The sequence below is a fragment of the Neisseria sp. HMSC068C12 genome (assembly GCF_001814095.1).
Taxonomy (GTDB): Bacteria; Pseudomonadota; Gammaproteobacteria; order Burkholderiales; family Neisseriaceae; genus Neisseria; species Neisseria perflava.
The window spans coordinates 5837-23195 of record NZ_KV814821.1 but is presented as its reverse complement, the minus strand read 5'-3'; the positions used below and the strand labels follow the sequence as shown (position 1 = coordinate 23195).

The 17359-nt window shown below is 47.9% G+C and carries 16 protein-coding genes and 1 tRNA gene; 9 read left to right on the top strand and 8 right to left on the bottom strand.

All coding sequences use genetic code 11. The annotated features are described in order from the left end of the window. Window positions 1-144: 144 nt before the first annotated feature. Complete coding sequence (gene thrB, locus HMPREF2952_RS06600) at window positions 145-1062, top strand: homoserine kinase (RefSeq protein ID WP_039862560.1); 918 nt, start codon at window positions 145-147, stop codon at window positions 1060-1062. Window positions 1063-1104: 42 nt separating this feature from the next. On the opposite strand, the gene HMPREF2952_RS06595 is transcribed toward thrB, so the two are convergent. From HMPREF2952_RS06595 to HMPREF2952_RS06580, 4 genes are all read right to left on the bottom strand, one after another. Further along, entirely contained in the window at window positions 1105-2631 is a 1527-nt protein-coding gene (locus tag HMPREF2952_RS06595; RefSeq protein WP_004521043.1) for a DHA2 family efflux MFS transporter permease subunit, read from the bottom strand. Between the two features lie 101 nt (window positions 2632-2732). Continuing rightward, window positions 2733-3923, bottom strand: coding sequence for an HlyD/EmrA/EmrK family protein (locus tag HMPREF2952_RS06590; protein ID WP_004521042.1), 1191 nt, complete (start codon window positions 3921-3923; stop codon window positions 2733-2735). Window positions 3924-4146: 223 nt separating this feature from the next. After that, a complete protein-coding gene (locus HMPREF2952_RS06585) occupies window positions 4147-5553 on the bottom strand; it encodes an efflux transporter outer membrane subunit (protein ID WP_004521041.1) in 1407 nt (468 codons plus the stop codon). 49 nt (window positions 5554-5602) lie between these two features. After that, the gene (locus tag HMPREF2952_RS06580) at window positions 5603-6097 is read right to left on the bottom strand and encodes a MarR family transcriptional regulator (protein ID WP_004521040.1); all 495 of its coding nucleotides are present in this window, start codon (window positions 6095-6097) and stop codon (window positions 5603-5605) included. A 296-nt stretch (window positions 6098-6393) separates the two neighbouring features. Between HMPREF2952_RS06580 and HMPREF2952_RS06575 the strand changes: the two genes are divergently transcribed. Further along, window positions 6394-7275 (top strand): prephenate dehydrogenase, encoded by an 882-nt coding sequence (locus HMPREF2952_RS06575; RefSeq protein ID WP_004521039.1) that lies wholly within the window; start codon window positions 6394-6396, stop codon window positions 7273-7275. A 112-nt stretch (window positions 7276-7387) separates the two neighbouring features. Here HMPREF2952_RS06575 and hisD read toward each other — a convergent pair whose 3' ends face one another. The 4 genes from hisD to HMPREF2952_RS06555 all read right to left on the bottom strand — a co-directional run bounded on the left by hisD (window position 7388) and on the right by HMPREF2952_RS06555 (window position 10922). Continuing rightward, the gene (gene hisD, locus HMPREF2952_RS06570) at window positions 7388-8680 is read right to left on the bottom strand and encodes a histidinol dehydrogenase (protein ID WP_039862559.1); all 1293 of its coding nucleotides are present in this window, start codon (window positions 8678-8680) and stop codon (window positions 7388-7390) included. Between the two features lie 71 nt (window positions 8681-8751). Continuing rightward, complete coding sequence (nfsA, locus tag HMPREF2952_RS06565) at window positions 8752-9477, bottom strand: oxygen-insensitive NADPH nitroreductase (protein ID WP_004521037.1); 726 nt, start codon at window positions 9475-9477, stop codon at window positions 8752-8754. A 48-nt stretch (window positions 9478-9525) separates the two neighbouring features. Then, window positions 9526-10179: an ATP phosphoribosyltransferase gene (gene hisG / locus HMPREF2952_RS06560; RefSeq protein ID WP_036473098.1), complete on the bottom strand. Its 654-nt coding sequence runs from the start codon at window positions 10177-10179 to the stop codon at window positions 9526-9528. 80 nt (window positions 10180-10259) lie between these two features. Then, a complete protein-coding gene (locus tag HMPREF2952_RS06555; RefSeq protein ID WP_003680035.1) occupies window positions 10260-10922 on the bottom strand; it encodes an SCO family protein in 663 nt (220 codons plus the stop codon). 284 nt (window positions 10923-11206) lie between these two features. On the opposite strand from HMPREF2952_RS06555, the gene HMPREF2952_RS06550 reads away from it, so the two are divergent. The 7 genes from HMPREF2952_RS06550 to HMPREF2952_RS06520 form a co-directional block, all read left to right on the top strand. After that, window positions 11207-11291, top strand: a tRNA-Leu gene (locus tag HMPREF2952_RS06550). A 389-nt stretch (window positions 11292-11680) separates the two neighbouring features. Continuing rightward, window positions 11681-13408, top strand: coding sequence for a biosynthetic-type acetolactate synthase large subunit (gene ilvB, locus HMPREF2952_RS06545; protein ID WP_004521033.1), 1728 nt, complete (start codon window positions 11681-11683; stop codon window positions 13406-13408). Window positions 13409-13418: 10 nt separating this feature from the next. After that, window positions 13419-13910, top strand: a complete 492-nt coding sequence (ilvN, locus tag HMPREF2952_RS06540; RefSeq protein WP_003748480.1) for an acetolactate synthase small subunit — start codon at window positions 13419-13421, stop codon at window positions 13908-13910. A 66-nt stretch (window positions 13911-13976) separates the two neighbouring features. Beyond that, on the top strand, window positions 13977-14270 hold the full coding sequence (locus HMPREF2952_RS06535) for a putative quinol monooxygenase (RefSeq protein ID WP_004521031.1): 294 nt from the start codon (window positions 13977-13979) through the stop codon (window positions 14268-14270). 60 nt (window positions 14271-14330) lie between these two features. Beyond that, the gene (ilvC, locus tag HMPREF2952_RS06530) at window positions 14331-15344 is read left to right on the top strand and encodes a ketol-acid reductoisomerase (protein ID WP_004521030.1); all 1014 of its coding nucleotides are present in this window, start codon (window positions 14331-14333) and stop codon (window positions 15342-15344) included. Window positions 15345-15732: 388 nt separating this feature from the next. After that, the gene (porB, locus tag HMPREF2952_RS06525) at window positions 15733-16860 is read left to right on the top strand and encodes a trimeric porin PorB (protein WP_004521028.1); all 1128 of its coding nucleotides are present in this window, start codon (window positions 15733-15735) and stop codon (window positions 16858-16860) included. Window positions 16861-17109: 249 nt separating this feature from the next. Further along, the coding region (locus HMPREF2952_RS06520; RefSeq protein WP_070695412.1) for an IS5/IS1182 family transposase at window positions 17110-17359 on the top strand (250 nt) is incomplete at its 3' end.

The window sequence follows — 17359 nt, the reverse complement described above, 5'->3', positions numbered from 1 at the left end:
TACAAAAAAATACAAACTAAAGGCCGTCTGAAATTTTGGTCTCAGACGGCCTTTTGAATTTGACCTTCGCTTTAATTTATATTGTTGCCGCTTGTTTTTTGGTATGATGTTTCTTTGATCCTTTATATCAGCTTCGAGTTTGCTATGTCTGTCTATACCAGTGTTTCCGACGCTCAAATGCGCGATTTCTTGCTGCAATATGATTTGGGAGATTTTGTCTCTTTGCAGGGGATTGCTCAAGGAATTACTAACAGTAATTATTTTCTGACTACCTCAACCGGTCGTTATGTGTTGACTGTTTTTGAGGTTTTAAAATCAGAGGAACTACCTTTCTTTTTAGAGCTAAACCAACACTTGAGCCAAAATGGCGTTGCCTGCGCCGCTCCGATTGCTCGTAAAGATGGCGGACTGCATTCTATGTTAGCCGGAAAACCTGCTTGCTTGGTAACTTGTTTGAATGGCTCCGATACCGGCTGGCCGACTGAGGCACAATGTTTCCACACTGGTGCGATGTTGGCCAAAATGCATTTAGCCGGCCAAGATTTTCCTTTAAAAATGAAAAATCCCCGTTATGATGGCTGGTGGCATGATGCCTGCACCCAGTTGCTCCCGGTTTTAGATAGCGAAGATGCCAAACTGCTTCAATCTGAAATTACTGCTTTAGATAAAAATCTAGGAGAGCACTTACCTTCCGGTATTATCCATGCCGATTTATTTAAGGATAATGTATTGCTTAACGGAGATGAAGTTTCCGGTTTTATCGATTTCTATTATGCGTGCAACGGTAATTTCATGTACGACCTGGCAATTGCGGTTAACGATTGGGCACGAACAGCTGATAACAAATTAGACCCTGTCCTTTATGATGCTTTTCTCCATGGCTATGAAAGTGTACGTCCATTATCTGATGAAGAACGTGCATATTTCCCTACTGCACAAAGAGCCGGATGTATTCGTTTCTGGGTATCGCGCCTGCTTGATTTCCATTTCCCTCAATCAGGAGAAATGACGTTTATTAAAGATCCAAATGCATTTAGGGATCTACTATTGAGTCTTAAATAATATATAGATAAAAGGCCGTCTGAAATTCAGACGGCCTTTTATCTAATGCCCTCCCCCGCCGGAACCGCTAAACGGAGGTCTTGCCAACCAAATAATGGGGATCATACTGATGAATATGATACTGCCTGCCAAGAAGATTTCATTTGAACCAATAATAAAGCCTTGTTGGGAAATAGTACTATTTATCGCAGCCAGGGCTTGCTCTTTGCTCAGGCCATTGGCCATCATGCCTTGAATAGATTGGTTACTGATTGAGGACAACAAGTTAACATGTTCGGTCAGTTGAGTATGGTGTAGAGCTTCGCGTCGTTCCCACATGGTGCTGACAACAGATACTCCGACACCACCCATAAAGACACGCAAGAAATTAGACAAGCTACTGGCCGAGGCAATTTGGTTGCCCTTCATATGCGACAAGGTAATACTGGTCAAAGGCAGGAAGAACATGGCTACGCCTAAACCCTGCCAAAACTGCGGCCAAACAACGTTGCTCATATCCATTCCGGCATAGAAATCGGTTCGCCAATGGAATGTGTAGGCAAACACCAAGAAGCTGGCACTGACAAACAGACGCATATCGACGCGATTACCAAACTTACCGATAATCGGCGATAAAATAATCGGCAGGAAGCCCACCGGTGCAGCAGCCAAACCTGCCCAAGTAGCGGTATAGCCAAGATTTGATTGCAACACTAAAGGCAACAGGGTCAATGTACCCATATAAACCATGAAGCCCAAGGATGTCGCAACAACACCTATCGTAAAGTTTCTATTTTTAAACAATGACAAATCGACAATCGGGTATTTCTCGCCCAGCTCCCAAACAATAAAATATGTCAGGAACACCAAAGCGGTAACGCCCAAAACGATAATCTCTCCTGAGGCAAACCAGTCCAATTCCTTGCCCCTATCAAGCATCATTTGCAATGCGCCGACACCGACAATCATCAACACCAGCCCGACATAATCGATTGGCGCCCTGACGATTTCGGTTTCCCTGTGTCTAAGCTGTTTCCAAGCAATGGAGGCGGATAAAATCCCGATTGGGATATTGATAAAGAAAATCCATCCCCAATGCCAGTTGTCCGAAATCCAACCGCCTAGAATCGGTCCCAATACAGGAGCAACAACGACGGTCATTGCCCATAAGGCCAGTGCCAATGTTCGTTTTTCAGGCGGATAAGAAGCCATCAACAGGCTTTGGGACAAGGGAATCAATGGCCCGGCAATGAAACCTTGCAATACACGGAAAAAAACCAAGGCTTGAAGATTATGTGCCATACCGCACAGCCATGACGTTACGACAAACCCGATCACAGCGGCGATAAAGATTTTGACCTCGCCAAACCGCTTGGCCAAAAAACCTGTCAAGGGAACGGAAATGGCATTGGCTACGGCAAATGAGGTAATCACCCAAGTCCCCTGCGTGGTAGCCGCACCTAAATCCCCTGCAATAACAGGCACAGCGACGTTGGCGATGGTGCTGTCCAAGACTTCCATAAATACGGCCAAGCTGAGCGCCAAAGTTGCCAACACCAGCTTAAACCCTTGTAACGGCGGATAATTCATATTTTTAAACTATAAGACAACCGCCAAAGCGGTCGATTGAAGAGAATCAATATTTCAGACGGCCTGAGCCTTCAATAAAAGACTCAGGCCGTCTGAAAAGATTATTTTGCGTATTGCTCGAAGATTTTATCGACTAAAGCATCGGCGGCTTTCCAATCCACACTTTCCGTTTCCGGCAAGGCAGTATTTTGTTCCGCTTCGGCAGTCATGGCTTTACCGCTGCCCTTCTCTGCAATATCGACTTTAACAGTCATCGACAAACCAACACGGAGCGGATTTTGTTGCAATTCTTTGGCATCCAAACTGATACGCACCGGCACACGTTGCACAACTTTAATCCAGTTGCCCGTTGCGTTTTGTGCCGGCAGTAATGAGAACGCGCTGCCCGTACCGGCTGACAAGCCCATTACCTTGCCATGGTAAACCACTTTGCTGCCGTACAAATCGGCTGTCATTTCAACAGGCTGGCCGATTTTCATTTTGCGCAGTTGCGATTCTTTAAAGTTGGCATCCACCCACAATTCAGACAGAGGCACAACAGCCATCATCGGCGTACCTTGTACGATACGTTGGCCGACTTGGACATTACGTTTGGCAATTTGGCCGCTAATCGGCGAACGGATTTGCGTACGTTGCAAATTCAGCCAAGCGTCTTTGATGTGGCTGATGGCCGTCTGAACTGCCGGTTGTTGGCGCAGAGGAATATTGCTGCCCAACGCTGCCTGAGCGGAAACTTCTTCCGCCTCAACCGCTTTCAATGCAGCCTGAGCCTGAACCACAGCGGCACGGGCATGGCTGAGTTCTTCTCCGGAAACCGCTTCCGTACCCGCCAAAGATTCGCGGCGGCGCAAATCGGCTTGCGCACGGGCCAAATCGGCTTTGCGCAACAACACTTGCGCTTTGGCTTTTGAATTGACCGCAGTTTGCTGTTTGTTTTGACGGATGGCCTGAATCAATTCATTTTGTGCGCGATCGTATGCCAGCTGAAAATCGCTATCGTCCAAAGCCACCAACACATCGCCTTTTTTCACGACATCCGTATCGTCATACATGACTTTGCGCACCGTGCCGTTCACCTGCGGCGTAATCATCACCAAATGACCGGCCACATAAGCATCTTCCGTTTCTTCTTCATGCTGCCAAAACAGGAAATACGCCAAAGCGACTCCTGCTGCCGCAATAAGGAATAGGAGTGTAACGATAACCAAATTGCGTTTGCGATGCGTTTTAGCGCCGGAAGCGACTACTTCCGGTTCTTTTTGGACATTATTTTTTTCCGATTGAGTATCCATAAGTCCTAACTTTAATTCTGCACATGTGATAACGATATTATTGTCTTGCTGGGTAGCTGACTTATACCATCAGCCCCAATACGAGCGTTTAACGCGCTAAAGGGTCATATTTTATAGTTACACTCTATTCATTACAATAATTTCTTCCGGTAGCAAATGTAAATAAGGTAAGCAAAAGGCCGTCTGAAATCACTTTCAGACGGCCTACGTTTTAATAAAACGTTTATTTCTTATTTAATTTAAAGCCTCCACCCAACTGGGCATTGAGGTTACTCCAAGCTGTCAGATATTCTGCATGGTATTGAACCGCCGACATTTTTGTACGCGCAGCTTCGTCTTGTTTTTGCAAAGCGGTCAAGCCGTTATCCAAACCTGCACGAACACGTCCTTTCGCATTTTGCACAGATTTATCGGCAATATTGACCATCTTATTCCAAGTATCTTGTCGGCTTTTCAGGCTTTGATAGTCGACTACAGCATCTGCCGCCGAACGCATGGCGTTCAAAACGGTTTGGTCATACACGGCAACCTGCTCGTTATATTGGGCGCGTTTGCCCGCCAATTTGGACTGCAGCGCGCCGGAAGTAAACAATGGCAGATTCAAAGCCGGAACAATGCCCAACATACCGGATGTCCGTCCGCGAATCAGATTGAACGCATCAATGTGCGTCATCCCTGCCAAAACTTTTAATTCGATATTCGGGTAAAACTCTGCTTCGGTCGATTTGACGATATGCCATTTCTCCTCAAGCAAGGCTTTTTGCGCCGCGATATCGGGGCGGGCCGCCAGCAAATCCGCCTCAATACGGCTAACCGGCGATGACGGCACAGCCGCCATTTTTTCCGGAATCTGTCCATTTAATACACCCGGTACACGGCCGGTCAATACAGCCAGACTGTTGCGGATTTTCTCATTTTTCTGAGTCCATGCCGATTTTTCAAGCTGTAATTGCTGTTGCGCCATTTCCAGAGCGTGCAAGGCATCGGCAGGAGCCAGCTGCGCTTTAACGCGTTGTTGCATCAGTTTCAATGCTTTATCCGCCAGCTCTATACGCGTATCCAACAAAGCCAATTGTTCTGTCGCCATCTGCCACGCAAAATATTGGGCGGCAACGGCGTGAGCCAACTCGGTGCGGATATGATGAGCTTCATACACCGCAGCCCTGCTTTTTCCTAAAACAGCTTGAATCTGCTCTCGGTTTTTACCCCAAAAGTCGAAAACCAAACTGCCTTGTAAGGCTGCGTGCGCCAAAACCAATGTATGGTCAGTATCGACCATACCGGCTTGAGGTTTGGGTGAAACATAGGTACCGATACCGGTTACACCCAAGCCGACTTGCGGTTTGTTTGCGGCTCCTACAACGCCCAGCTGCGCCTGAGCCTGCTCAAACCTTGCCTTGACGACACGCAGATTGGTAGACGTCTGAATGGCGGAAGCAATCAAATTGTTTAATTTTTTATCTTTCAGCTTCATCCACCAGCCGTCTTGGGCAGTAGCGGCAGATTGGCCTTGCGGCAGCGGATAGGCTGTTGTCTCATCCAAAGGCGACTGTTTGCCGAACGGCGCACACGCCGCCAACAACGAAACAGCGGCAACGCATACGCTTGATTTGACCAAACCTAATTTCATACAGACTCCGTTTATGTGTGCCTGCCGCAGACCATCAGGCCGTCTGTTGTCAATTGCCCAAACGGTTCAACAGTTTACCCAACAGGTGTTGCAGCGTATCATAATCCTCTTTCGTGAAATCTTCCCACGCCTGGCCGCTCTGACGGGCAATTTGCGGCCATACTTCGTGGATGAAGGTCTCACCCGAAGGGGTCAATTTTAGCACAATCTGACGGCGGTCTTTCTGATTGATATAACGCTCTACCCAGCCGCGCTCAACCATGTCGTCCGACAGGCGTGTTGCACTGGTGCGCGTCAAGTCCATCAAGTCGCTCAAGCGCGAAGGCAGGATTTCGCTGTTTGGGCTGACGTAAACCGCCATCAGGGAAAACCACAGGTTTTCATTGATGCCGAACGCTTTCAGGTTTTCGTTCAAATGGCTACTCAAACGTTCGGTTACAATGCGCAACATGCGGGATACTTGGTTTTGCTGCTCCGGAAACTGCGGCAGACGGGTAGAAAGCAAACGCATTGCGTTGACTAATTCGGTTTGTGAAAAACTCATAAATTCCTTCTTTCTGAGTGAATTATTTTATTCGATATCAATCAAAATAAAATATGATGTAATAATTTACTTTAAGATACCAATTACTTACTTTAAGACGTTATACTAATTCAGATGATTATTTTAGTGTATGAAAATCTGATAATCGGTTACATGCTCCTACTAAACGGAGTTTTCTATGCCTAAATCATGAAAATTCGACCATAAAAAAGGCCGTCTGAAACCTTGATGACAACTTTCAGACGGCCTCCATAACGGATTAAAATAAGCTTTTCCACTTAAACCGGATTCAAACCATGAACACTTCCGCCTTTTTTCCCCATATCACCCTTATCGGCGTCGGTTTAATCGGCGGTTCGTTCATGCTCGACCTCAAACGCTTGGGACTGGTGCAAACCGTTACCGGCATCGACACCAATGCCGACAACCTAAATTACGCACTCGAATGCGGCATCATCGACCATGCCTATCCGAATATTTGCGCCGAAAGCATCGGCAATGCCGATTTGGTTTTGATTGCCACACCAGTCTCCGTCCTGCCTGACGTATGCCGCGACATCAAGCCTTTCTTAAAAGAAACGGCCTGCGTTTCCGATGTCGGCAGCACCAAACAATCGGCACTAAATGCCTTCCGCACCCACTTGTCCGAGCGCCTGCCGCAATGTTTTGCCGCCCACCCGATTGCCGGTTCGGATCAAAGCGGCGCAAAATCCGCGCGTTGCGGTTTGTTTCAAAACAGCCGCCTGATTATTACCTTGCACGGCCACGAGGCTTCAGACGGCCTAAGACGGTTGAAAAGCCTGTGGCAGGCGGTTGGTTCGCAGATTTTCACCATGAGCGCCGAAGAACACGACAATATTTTTGCCGCTGTTTCCCACTTGCCGCACTTGACCGCCTTTGCCTATGTCCACGCTTTGTTCGACCATCCGCACGGCAAAGACTACCTCCCCTATGCCGCCACCGGCTTTCGCGACTTTACCCGCATTGCTTCCAGCCACCCTGCCGTTTGGACAGACATCTGCATGGCCAACCGCCCTGCCCTGCTCAAACTGACCGGCGACTTGAAAGAACAATTATCCAAATTGGAACAACTCCTTTCAGAAGGCAACAAAACCGAGCTTTACCGCTATTTTGAAGAAGCCGCACAAATGCGTAATGACTGGCTGAAAAACCGTTAACCCTGTTTTCAGACGGCCTGATGCCTTATCGACCAAACCTTCATCACAATAAAAAGGGCATCTGTTAAGATGCCCTTTTTTTGATTTCTTACGACTTTAACCAACGTTTCACTCAGTCTTTCAAACGGAACTCAGCCGCTCTGGCGTGCGCGGTCAAGCTTTCGCCATGCGCCAACACGCTGGCGGTTTTGCCCAACTTCTGCGCACCTTGTTCTGAAACCTGAATCAGACTGGAGCGTTTTTGGAAATCATATGTTCCCAAAGGAGAAGAGAAACGCGCCGTGCGGCTGGTCGGCAAAACGTGGTTGGGGCCTGCGCAATAGTCGCCAAGGCTTTCACTGGTATAGCGTCCCATGAAAATAGCGCCGGCATGGCGGATTTTTTTCGCCCACTCTTGCGGATTTTCGACCGACAATTCCAAGTGTTCGGGAGAAATATAGTTGGCGATTTCACAGGCTTCGTCCAAATCTTTAGCCAAAATCATTGCACCGCGGTTGCCCAATGAAGCTTCAATAATCGCACGGCGCGGCATGGTTTCGATCAAACGGTTCATGGCCGTCTGAACTTCGTCCAAATACGCTTGAGAAGTACCGATCAAAATCGCTTGTGCAATTTCATCGTGTTCTGCCTGACTGAACAAATCCATGGCCACCCAATCGGCAGGCGTCGTACCATCGGCAATCACCAAAATTTCAGACGGCCCTGCCACCATATCGATACCGACCACGCCGAACACGCGTCGTTTGGCCGCAGCGACAAAAGCATTGCCCGGGCCGGTAATCTTATCGACCTGAGGCACAGATTCCGTACCATAAGCCAAAGCCGCAACCGCCTGCGCGCCGCCGACCGTAAATACTTTGGTTACACCGGCCACAAAAGCAGCCGCCAACACGATATCGTTGCGCTCGCCTTTCGGAGTGGGAACGACCATGATGATTTCTTTCACGCCGGCAACGTGGGCAGGCATGGCGTTCATGATGACGGAACTCGGATAAGCGGCTTTACCGCCCGGAACATAAATACCGACACGGTCAAGCGGTGTAATCTGTTGACCCAAAAGCGTGCCGTCTTCGTCTTCGTAAGTCCACGACTCCATTTTTTGGTGTTTATGGTAGCTTTCCACCCGTCTCGCAGCCGTTTTCAAGGCCGTCTGAATGTTTTCGGGCAAACGCTCAAACGCAGACTGCAAATCGTCTTGCGTCAGGATTAAATCATCGATGATTTGAGCGGATGTGCCGTCAAAGCGGTTGGTATATTCAATCAGCGCCGCATTGCCGCGTTTTTGAACATCGGCGCAGATGTCGGCAACAATACGGTCAATTTCAGGGTTTTGCGCGGTTTCAAAAGCAAGCAGTGCTTTGAGTTCGGCTTGAAAATCAGGGGATTGGGTGTCGAGTTTCTTCATGGTTTGCTCTCTTCCTTGTTTCGTTCCTATTGTTTTCAGACGGCACCAGCCACACACAGGCCGTCTGAACATTATCTTTTCAAAAAGCCTTTTTTCTGCAAAAACGCCAACATATGCGGCCGCACAGGATTACCCAAGGTTTTGGCCAGCGATTCCTTCCAAGGTATAGGACTGCCCTTGCGCAACTCATAATAATCCGCCACTGCCTGATTATAAGCTTCAACCGCCTCGGCATTCAGGCTCGGACAGGCGTTTTCGGCATACACCATTTCCTTAGGCAGGCGCGGCTTGAGCGGTGGGTCTTGGTCAGGATAACCGAGGCACAGCCCCACCAAAGGCACGCAATAATCCGGCAGGTTCAATACGTCCGATACTTTTTGTGCATTATTACGCAGCGCACCGATATACACGCCACCCAGCCCAAGTGATTCGGCGGCAAGCAATACGTTTTGCGCCATAATGCCTGCATCGACCGCGCCAATCAGGGTTACTTCCGCCCAATCAATTTGCGCATCGGGAAACATTGCCTTGTGTTTGGAAAAATCGATGCAAAACAATAAAAATTCTGCACAATGGACAATATAAGGCGCACTTCCTGCCGCTTCATGTATTTCCTGCCTCAGCACAAGGTCGGAGACACGGATTATAGAAACGCATTGCAGATTGTTAGAAGTTGAGGCCTGTTGTCCGGCGCGAACCAGCGTATTGAGGATTTCATCGGCAATCGGTTCGAAAGTAAACCTGCGGATGGAACGATGGGAAAGAATCGTATCGAGTGTCGGTTTGCTTTGCATCATGACAGGGCTTTCAAACTGGGTTGGCAGACAACTTTTGCCAAAAACTTTTCAGACGGCCTTAGCGGCATTTTCAAATGCCTGAATAATCGGATTCAACAGCGCATATTTGGTTTTCAACGCCGCCTTGTTGACCACCAAGCGGCTGGAAATATCAGCCACATGTTCCACAGCTTCCAAACCATTGGCCTTCAATGTATTGCCGCTGGAAACCAAATCGACAATCGCGTCGCTCAGACCGACCAAAGGCGCAAGCTCCATCGAGCCGTACAGTTTGATGATATCCACATGCACACCCTTGTCGGCAAAGTGTTCGGCGGCAATGTCGGGATATTTGGTGGCAATCCGCAAGCGGCTGCCGGGTTTGGATGCAGCGGCGTAATCAAAACCTTTTTTAACCGCAACCATCATGCGGCATGAGGCAATGTGCAAATCCAAAGGTTGATACAGGCCATCTCCGCCATGCTCGATCAGCACGTCCTTACCGGCAATACCGAAATCCGCCGCACCATATTGCACATAAGTCGGCACGTCGGTCGCACGTACAATTACCAAACGGATATTGTCATGATTCGTACCAATAATCAGCTTGCGCGATTTTTCCGGCTCTTCCGCAGGCACAATACCTGCAGCAGCCAACAGCGGCAGGGTTTCCTCAAAAATTCGCCCCTTGGATAAAGCAATCGTTAAAAGTGTGTCGGTCATTTTTCTTTTCCTTTGCCGTATCAAAAGCAAGAAGGCCGTCTGAAATCCACAACCCATTTCAGACGGCCCCAACTACGGTTTTACAATAAAGTTTTCACATCAGCTGCAATCGTTTCCGGCTCGCTGCCGTAAGGCGAGAAAATCGCCACTTCGCCGTTTTTATCAATCAAATATGCACCTGAAGAGTGGTCAACCAAATAGTTTTCGCTGTCTTCTTTTTGGTTGACTTTAGCCGATACCACACGGTATTGCTGTTTGATGACAGGCAGGCTTTGATCGCCGGTAGCCGTCAGGCCGATAAAATCAGGGTTGAACTGTTTTGCGTATTTGCCGATTACTTCAGGCGTATCGCGCTCAGGGTCGATGCTGACAAATACCACTTTCACGTCTTTAGCCTGATCGCCTAATTGTTTCAAAGTATCGCTGTAAGTCAGCAACTCGGTTGGGCATACGTCAGGACAGTGGGTATAACCGAAAGACAGGATGACCACTTTGCCTTTCAAATCGCTCAGGCTGAAAGGTTTGCCGTCGCCATCGGTCAATGTAAAGTCGCCGCCAATGTCTTCTTTGCGCATATCGGTACCACGCGCTTGCACTTTGGGTGCTGACTCACCGGAAGCAGCAGGCGCAGCAGAAGCGGCAGGTGTCGAAGAAGCCTCCTTGGCCTCCTCTTTAGGCTGACAAGCAGCCAGAGCAGCCAATGCAAAAGCACTGAGTAAGAAAGTTCGTGTGACGGAAAGCATAAATTTTCTCCAAAACCGTTTCAAATAAGTGAGGCCAAACAACCGCCCGGCCGATATAAAAACAAAACATCTTCATATTAACGCGTTTAACACATTAAATGTAGCCCTTTTTGCAGATAAATACTGCTTTTTTTGTTTTAAAAATCTGCCTCCCATTTAGATAACCATCAAACACAAAAAGTTTAATTCATTAAAAATCAAACAAATATAAAAATAATCCGATTTTTTTTCAATTACTGCTTTACAAGATTCGAGAACTCGCTATAATGACGACTTCTTCGCTAGCCCAGGTGGCGAAATTGGTAGACGCAGGGGACTCAAAATCCCCCGCCGCAAGGTGTGTCGGTTCGAGTCCGACCCTGGGCACCAAATTTAAAAAACCTCTTGATTCAGTCAAGAGGTTTTTTGCTATTTTTCATTTGCAAAAACCTTCTCCTTACTCAAACTGTCAACAATCCATCCACATCAAGATCAATAAAACAGTTTTTTTATTTCTTTAAAATCAACCTTCAATCTATTTTCCCGTTTCAAATGTTAAAAGATGAAAGATTTTATCTTGATTGAACAGTCGGTTTGCGTTATCTTTTCTACTCTTTTTCACAAACTCTGTGTTCCTTTCCAATTGTTTGGACAGTCTGACTGTCGCCGTATTCCCTCAATGCGCGTACCCTAAATCGCTGCTTGATGGAATTGCATTACAGGTGCTGTGGTGAGGCGGATTGTTCCTATTGGTTAGAAACCGCATAAAAGAGGTCAATATGCAATTATCAGGCGCACAAATCGTCGTGCAAAGTCTCAAAGCCGAAGGTGTTGAATACGTATTCGGCTATCCCGGTGGTGCGGTTATCGAAATCTACGATGCCATTTTCCAACTCAACAAATTCAAGCACATTCTGACCCGCCATGAGCAGGCAGCCGTACATGCGGCAGATGCCTATGCCCGCGTCAGCGGCAAAGTCGGCGTGGCCTTGGTAACTTCCGGCCCGGGCGTAACCAACGCATTGACCGGCATTGCTACCGCGTACAGCGATTCCATCCCCCTGGTCATCATCAGCGGCCAAGTGGGCAATTCCCTCATCGGTACAGATGCGTTCCAAGAAGTGGATACGGTCGGCATTACCCGCCCTTGTGTCAAACACAACTTCCTGGTTACCAATATTGGCGAGCTGGCTGATACGATTAAAAAAGCCTTCCAAATTGCCGCCAGCGGCCGTCCGGGCCCCGTTGTCGTCGATATTCCTAAAGATGTTACTCAAGCGATGGCCAAATTCAGCTATCCACAAGAAGACATCTTTATCCGCTCCTACCAACCGGTTGTACAAGGTCACATCGGCCAAATTAAAAAAGCCGTACAAATGCTGGCTTCTGCCAAACGCCCCATCGTTTACTTCGGCGGCGGCGTGGTATTGGGCAATGCCTCCGAGGAAATGACCCAATTTATCCGCATGACCGGCGTACCCTGTACCGGCACATTAATGGGTTTGGGTGCTTACCCTTCCAGCGACCGCCAATTCTTGGGCATGTTGGGCATGCACGGTACCTACGAGGCCAATTTGGCGATGCAAAATGCAGACGTCGTTTTGGCAATCGGCGCGCGCTTTGACGACCGCGTTGTTTCCGTACCGTCAAAATTCTTGGACAAACCCAAAAAAATCATCCATATCGACATCGACCCGTCCAGCATTGCCAAACGCGTTAAAGTGGACATTCCGATTGTCGGCGATGTCAAAAACGTATTGACCGAAATAATTCATCTGTGGGGCAAACAAGAAACTGCGCCTTCAGCCGACTCATTGGACAAATGGTGGAAAACCATCGAAGAATGGCGTTCGCACAACTGCCTGTGGTTTGAAAACGACAGCGAAATCATTAAACCGCAATACGTTGTTCAAAAACTGGCAGAAATTACCAAAAACTCAGCCATTATTACTTCCGACGTTGGCCAACACCAAATGTTTGCCGCTCAATATTATCCATTCGAGCGTCCCCGCCAATGGCTCAATTCCGGCGGTCTGGGTACGATGGGTGTAGGCCTGCCTTACGCCCTCGGTGCCAAACTGGCGGCTCCGGAACAAGACGTCTTCTGTATCACAGGCGAGGGCTCTATTCAAATGAATATCCAAGAGCTGTCCACCTGCTTCCAATATAATGTCCCCATCAATGTCGTTACATTAAACAATGGCTATTTGGGTATGGTTCGCCAATGGCAGGAGCTGTATTATGGCAACCGCGAATCGGAAACCTATTTCGATTCATTGCCCGACTTTGTCAAACTGGCCGAATCCTACGGCCATATCGGCATCCGTGTGGACAAGAAATCCGACGTCGAAGGCGCCTTGTTGGAAGCATTAAACCAAAAAGACCGTTTGGTATTCCTCGACTTTTTGACAGACAAGAAACAAAACGTACTGCCTATGGTCGGCAACGGCAAAGGTTTGGATGAAATGGTTCTGCCGCCGCATATGCGCGATATTGCAAAAGCGTAAGGAGAAAGAAATGCGACATATCTTATCTATTCTGATGGAAAACGAATCAGGTGCGATGAGCCGTGTGGTAGGTTTGTTCTCCGCACGCGATTACAACATCGACTCCCTGGCCGTAGCCCCAACCGAAGACAAAACCTTGTCCCGTATGACCATTGTTACCCACGGCGATGAGCACGTCATCGAGCAAATCACCAAACAACTCAACAAACTGATTGAAGTTGTCAAAGTGGTTGACTTGAACGAAAGCCGTTTTGTCGAACGCGAACTGATGTTGGTAAAAGTCCGCGCCGTCGGCAAAGACCGCGATGAATTCCTGCGATTGACCGAAATCTACCGCGGCAGCGTTATTGATGTAACAGACCGCAGCTATACCATCGAAATCACAGGCTCTACCGAAAAACTCGACTCTTTCCTCGAAACAGTCGGCCGTGCTCAAATTTTGGAAACCGTCCGCACAGGCGCAGCCGGCATCGGTCGTGGCGAGCGTATTTTGAAAATTTGACGCTGTATCGTTCAGACGGCCTTTTACTTTCTATAAAGGCCGTCTGAAAAACAGTAGGAGACAAACATGTCAAGCATCCAAATCGTTGCATTAGTTACCGTCAAACCCGAATACACCGAGGCTCTGGCTGCCCAGTTTAAAGAATTGGTTAAAGCCAGCCGTGCAGAAGAAGGCAACATCAGCTACGACCTGCACCAAGAAATCGGCAAACCCAACCGTTTCGTATTCGTAGAAAGCTGGAAATCCCAAGCAGCTATTGACGAACACAATGCCAGCGAACATTTCCAAAACTTCGTCAAATCCATCGAAGGAAAAACCGAAACACTGGAAATCGTCTTGATGAACCAAGTCCCCGCTTAACCCCTATTACTTTTAACTCAACCCGGATTATCCGGAACCCTCTTACACTAAGGAAATAAAATGCAAGTTTATTACGATAAAGACGCTGACCTCTCTCTGATCAAAGGCAAAACCGTTGCCATCATCGGTTACGGTTCACAAGGTCACGCACACGCAGCAAACCTGAAAGATTCCGGCGTAAATGTCGTAATCGGTCTGCGCCAAGGCGGCTCTTGGAAAAAAGCCGAAGCAGCCGGCCACGACGTGCGCACTGTTGCTGAAGCAACCAAAGCAGCCGACGTTGTAATGATTCTGTTGCCTGACGAAAACCAACCTATCGTATACAAAAACGAAATCGAGCCTAACTTGAAAGAAGGCGCAGTATTGGCGTTCGCTCACGGCTTCAACGTACACTACAACCAAATCGTACCCCGCGCCGACCTCGACGTTATCATGGTTGCCCCTAAAGGCCCAGGCCACACCGTACGCAGCGAATTCCTGAAAGGCGGCGGCGTACCTTCCCTGATCGCCGTTTACCAAGATAAAAGCGGCAAAGCACGTGACATCGCCCTGTCTTACGCCGCAGCCAACGGCGGTACCAAAGGCGGCGTGATTGAAACCAACTTCCGCGAAGAAACCGAAACCGACCTCTTCGGCGAACAAGCCGTATTGTGCGGCGGCGTGGTTGAATTGATCAAAACCGGCTTCGAAACCCTGACTGAAGCAGGCTACGCCCCAGAAATGGCCTACTTCGAATGCCTGCACGAAATGAAGCTCATTGTTGACCTGATTTACGAAGGCGGCATCGCCAACATGAACTACTCCATTTCCAACAATGCAGAGTACGGCGAATACGTAACCGGCGTCGAAGTCATCAACGACAAATCCCGCGAAGCCATGCGCAATGCCCTCAAACGCATCCAAACCGGCGAATACGCTAAAATGTTCATCCAAGAAGGTGCCGTCAACTATGCCAGCATGACAGCACGTCGCCGTCTGACCGCTGATCACCAAATTGAAAAAGTCGGCGCTCAACTGCGTTCTATGATGCCTTGGATTGCCAAAAACAAACTGGTTGACCAAGACAAAAACTAATCTGTCTTTCGATCAAATAAAACCTGCCCGAGCAATCAGGCAGGTTTTTTATATATTTGCAAACCCAGTACACGATAAATTCCAATTACCAAGGCCGTCTGAAAACACGATAAACAATATTCACAACCTAATTTTATACCCCATATTTTATAGCTATCCCGAAATTCCCTTTTAGAAAAACACATTACCAAAATAAAAGACCGCCTTATGCTTCCACCCTGTCTGTAAAAAACAACGTTTCCCTGCAAAAATCACTCAAAACAAGAGGAAAATTTGTTTTCCTAGGCCATAACCTTTATATTATGGTCATGGAATCGTTGAAAGAGAACGATATCGTAATAAGAAGAACGAATGCTCGCTTCTTCACACTTAAAAAAGGAAAACAGCAATGAAAAAATCTCTGATTGCCTTGACTCTGGCGGCTCTGCCTGTTGCAGCTATGGCTGACGTAACTTTGTACGGTCAAATTAAAGCCGGTGTTGAAGTATCCAAAGTAAAATTGGGTGAACAAACTGCTGCTAAACTGGGTCACGAGAAAAGCTCTAAAACTGCTACTGAAATCGCTGACTTCGGCTCACGTATCGGCTTTAAAGGCCACGAACACTTGGGTAACAACCTGAATGCCATCTGGCAAGTTGAACAAAACACTTCTATCGCCGGTGGCGACAAAGAGTGGGCTTCTCGCGAATCTTTCATCGGTTTGGAAGGTGGCTTCGGTAAAGTTCGTGCTGGTAAACTGGACTCTACTGTTAAAAATACTAGTGACAATGTTGACCAATGGGAAAGCAGCAACGGCGCTTTGAATATGTCTGTATTTACTCGTGTTGACGAACGTGCAGTTTCTGTACGTTACGACAGCCCTGTATTCTCAGGTTTCAGCGCAAGCGTACAATATACTCCTCGTGACAATGCTAACCCTTCTGACAAATACACTCACAACGACGCTACCCGTGACACTTACTACGCTGGCCTGAACTACGAAAACTCTGGCTTCTTCGGTCAATACGCCGGTGGTTTCCGTAAAAACGCCGTTTCTGAAAAAGACGGTCACGTACACCGCTTGGTAGGTGGTTACGATGCTAACAACCTGTTCGTATCTGTAGCTGGTCAATACGCTAAAAACTGGGAAACTTTGGGTGATTACGCTCAAGCCCAATCTAACGGTGTTGTAACTTCTGCTATGCGTGCTGCCGGTACTAACGCTTCTAACGTAGTATTCGGTACTGCTGCTGGCTTGGACAGCCGTCCTGCTGAAACTATCGAAGTTGCTGCTACTGCCGCTTACCGCGCTGGTAACGTAACTCCTCGCGTTTCTTACGCTCACGGCTTCAAAGCTAAAGTTGACGGCGAAAAACTGAAAGGCACTCAATACGACCAAGTTATCGTTGGTGCTGACTACGACTTCTCTAAACGCACTACTGCTTTGGTTTCTGCCGGCTGGTTGCGTGGTGCTGAGTCTGGTCCTCACAAAGTTGAAACCATCTCTGGTTTGGTTGGCCTGCGTCACAAATTCTAATCTTCGGATTAGTATGAAAAAGAGCCTGTTTTATGCAGGCTCTTTTTTTATTCTATTCTCTACCCTCAACGAAAATTAATTTAAGCATTGACATATGAAAAAGGCCGTCTGAAACCAATCGGTTTCAGACGGCCTTTAAGCTATCTATCCTTATTGCTAGATTACAATAAGGTCAACAGACAGGCTGAGACCTTTGCAAAATTCCCCAAAATCCCCTAAATTCCCACCAAGACATTTAGGGGATTTCTCATGAGCACCTTCTTTCAGCAAACCGCCCAAGCCATGATTGCCAAACACATCGACCGTTTCCCACTATTGAAGTTGGATCAAGTGATTGATTGGCAGCCGATCGAACAGTACCTGAATCGTCAAAGAACCCGTTACCTCCGAGACCACCGCGGCCGTCCCGCCTATCCACTGCTATCCATGTTTAAAGCCATCCTGCTCGGACAATGGCACAGCCTCTCCGATCCCGAACTCGAACACAGCCTCATCACCC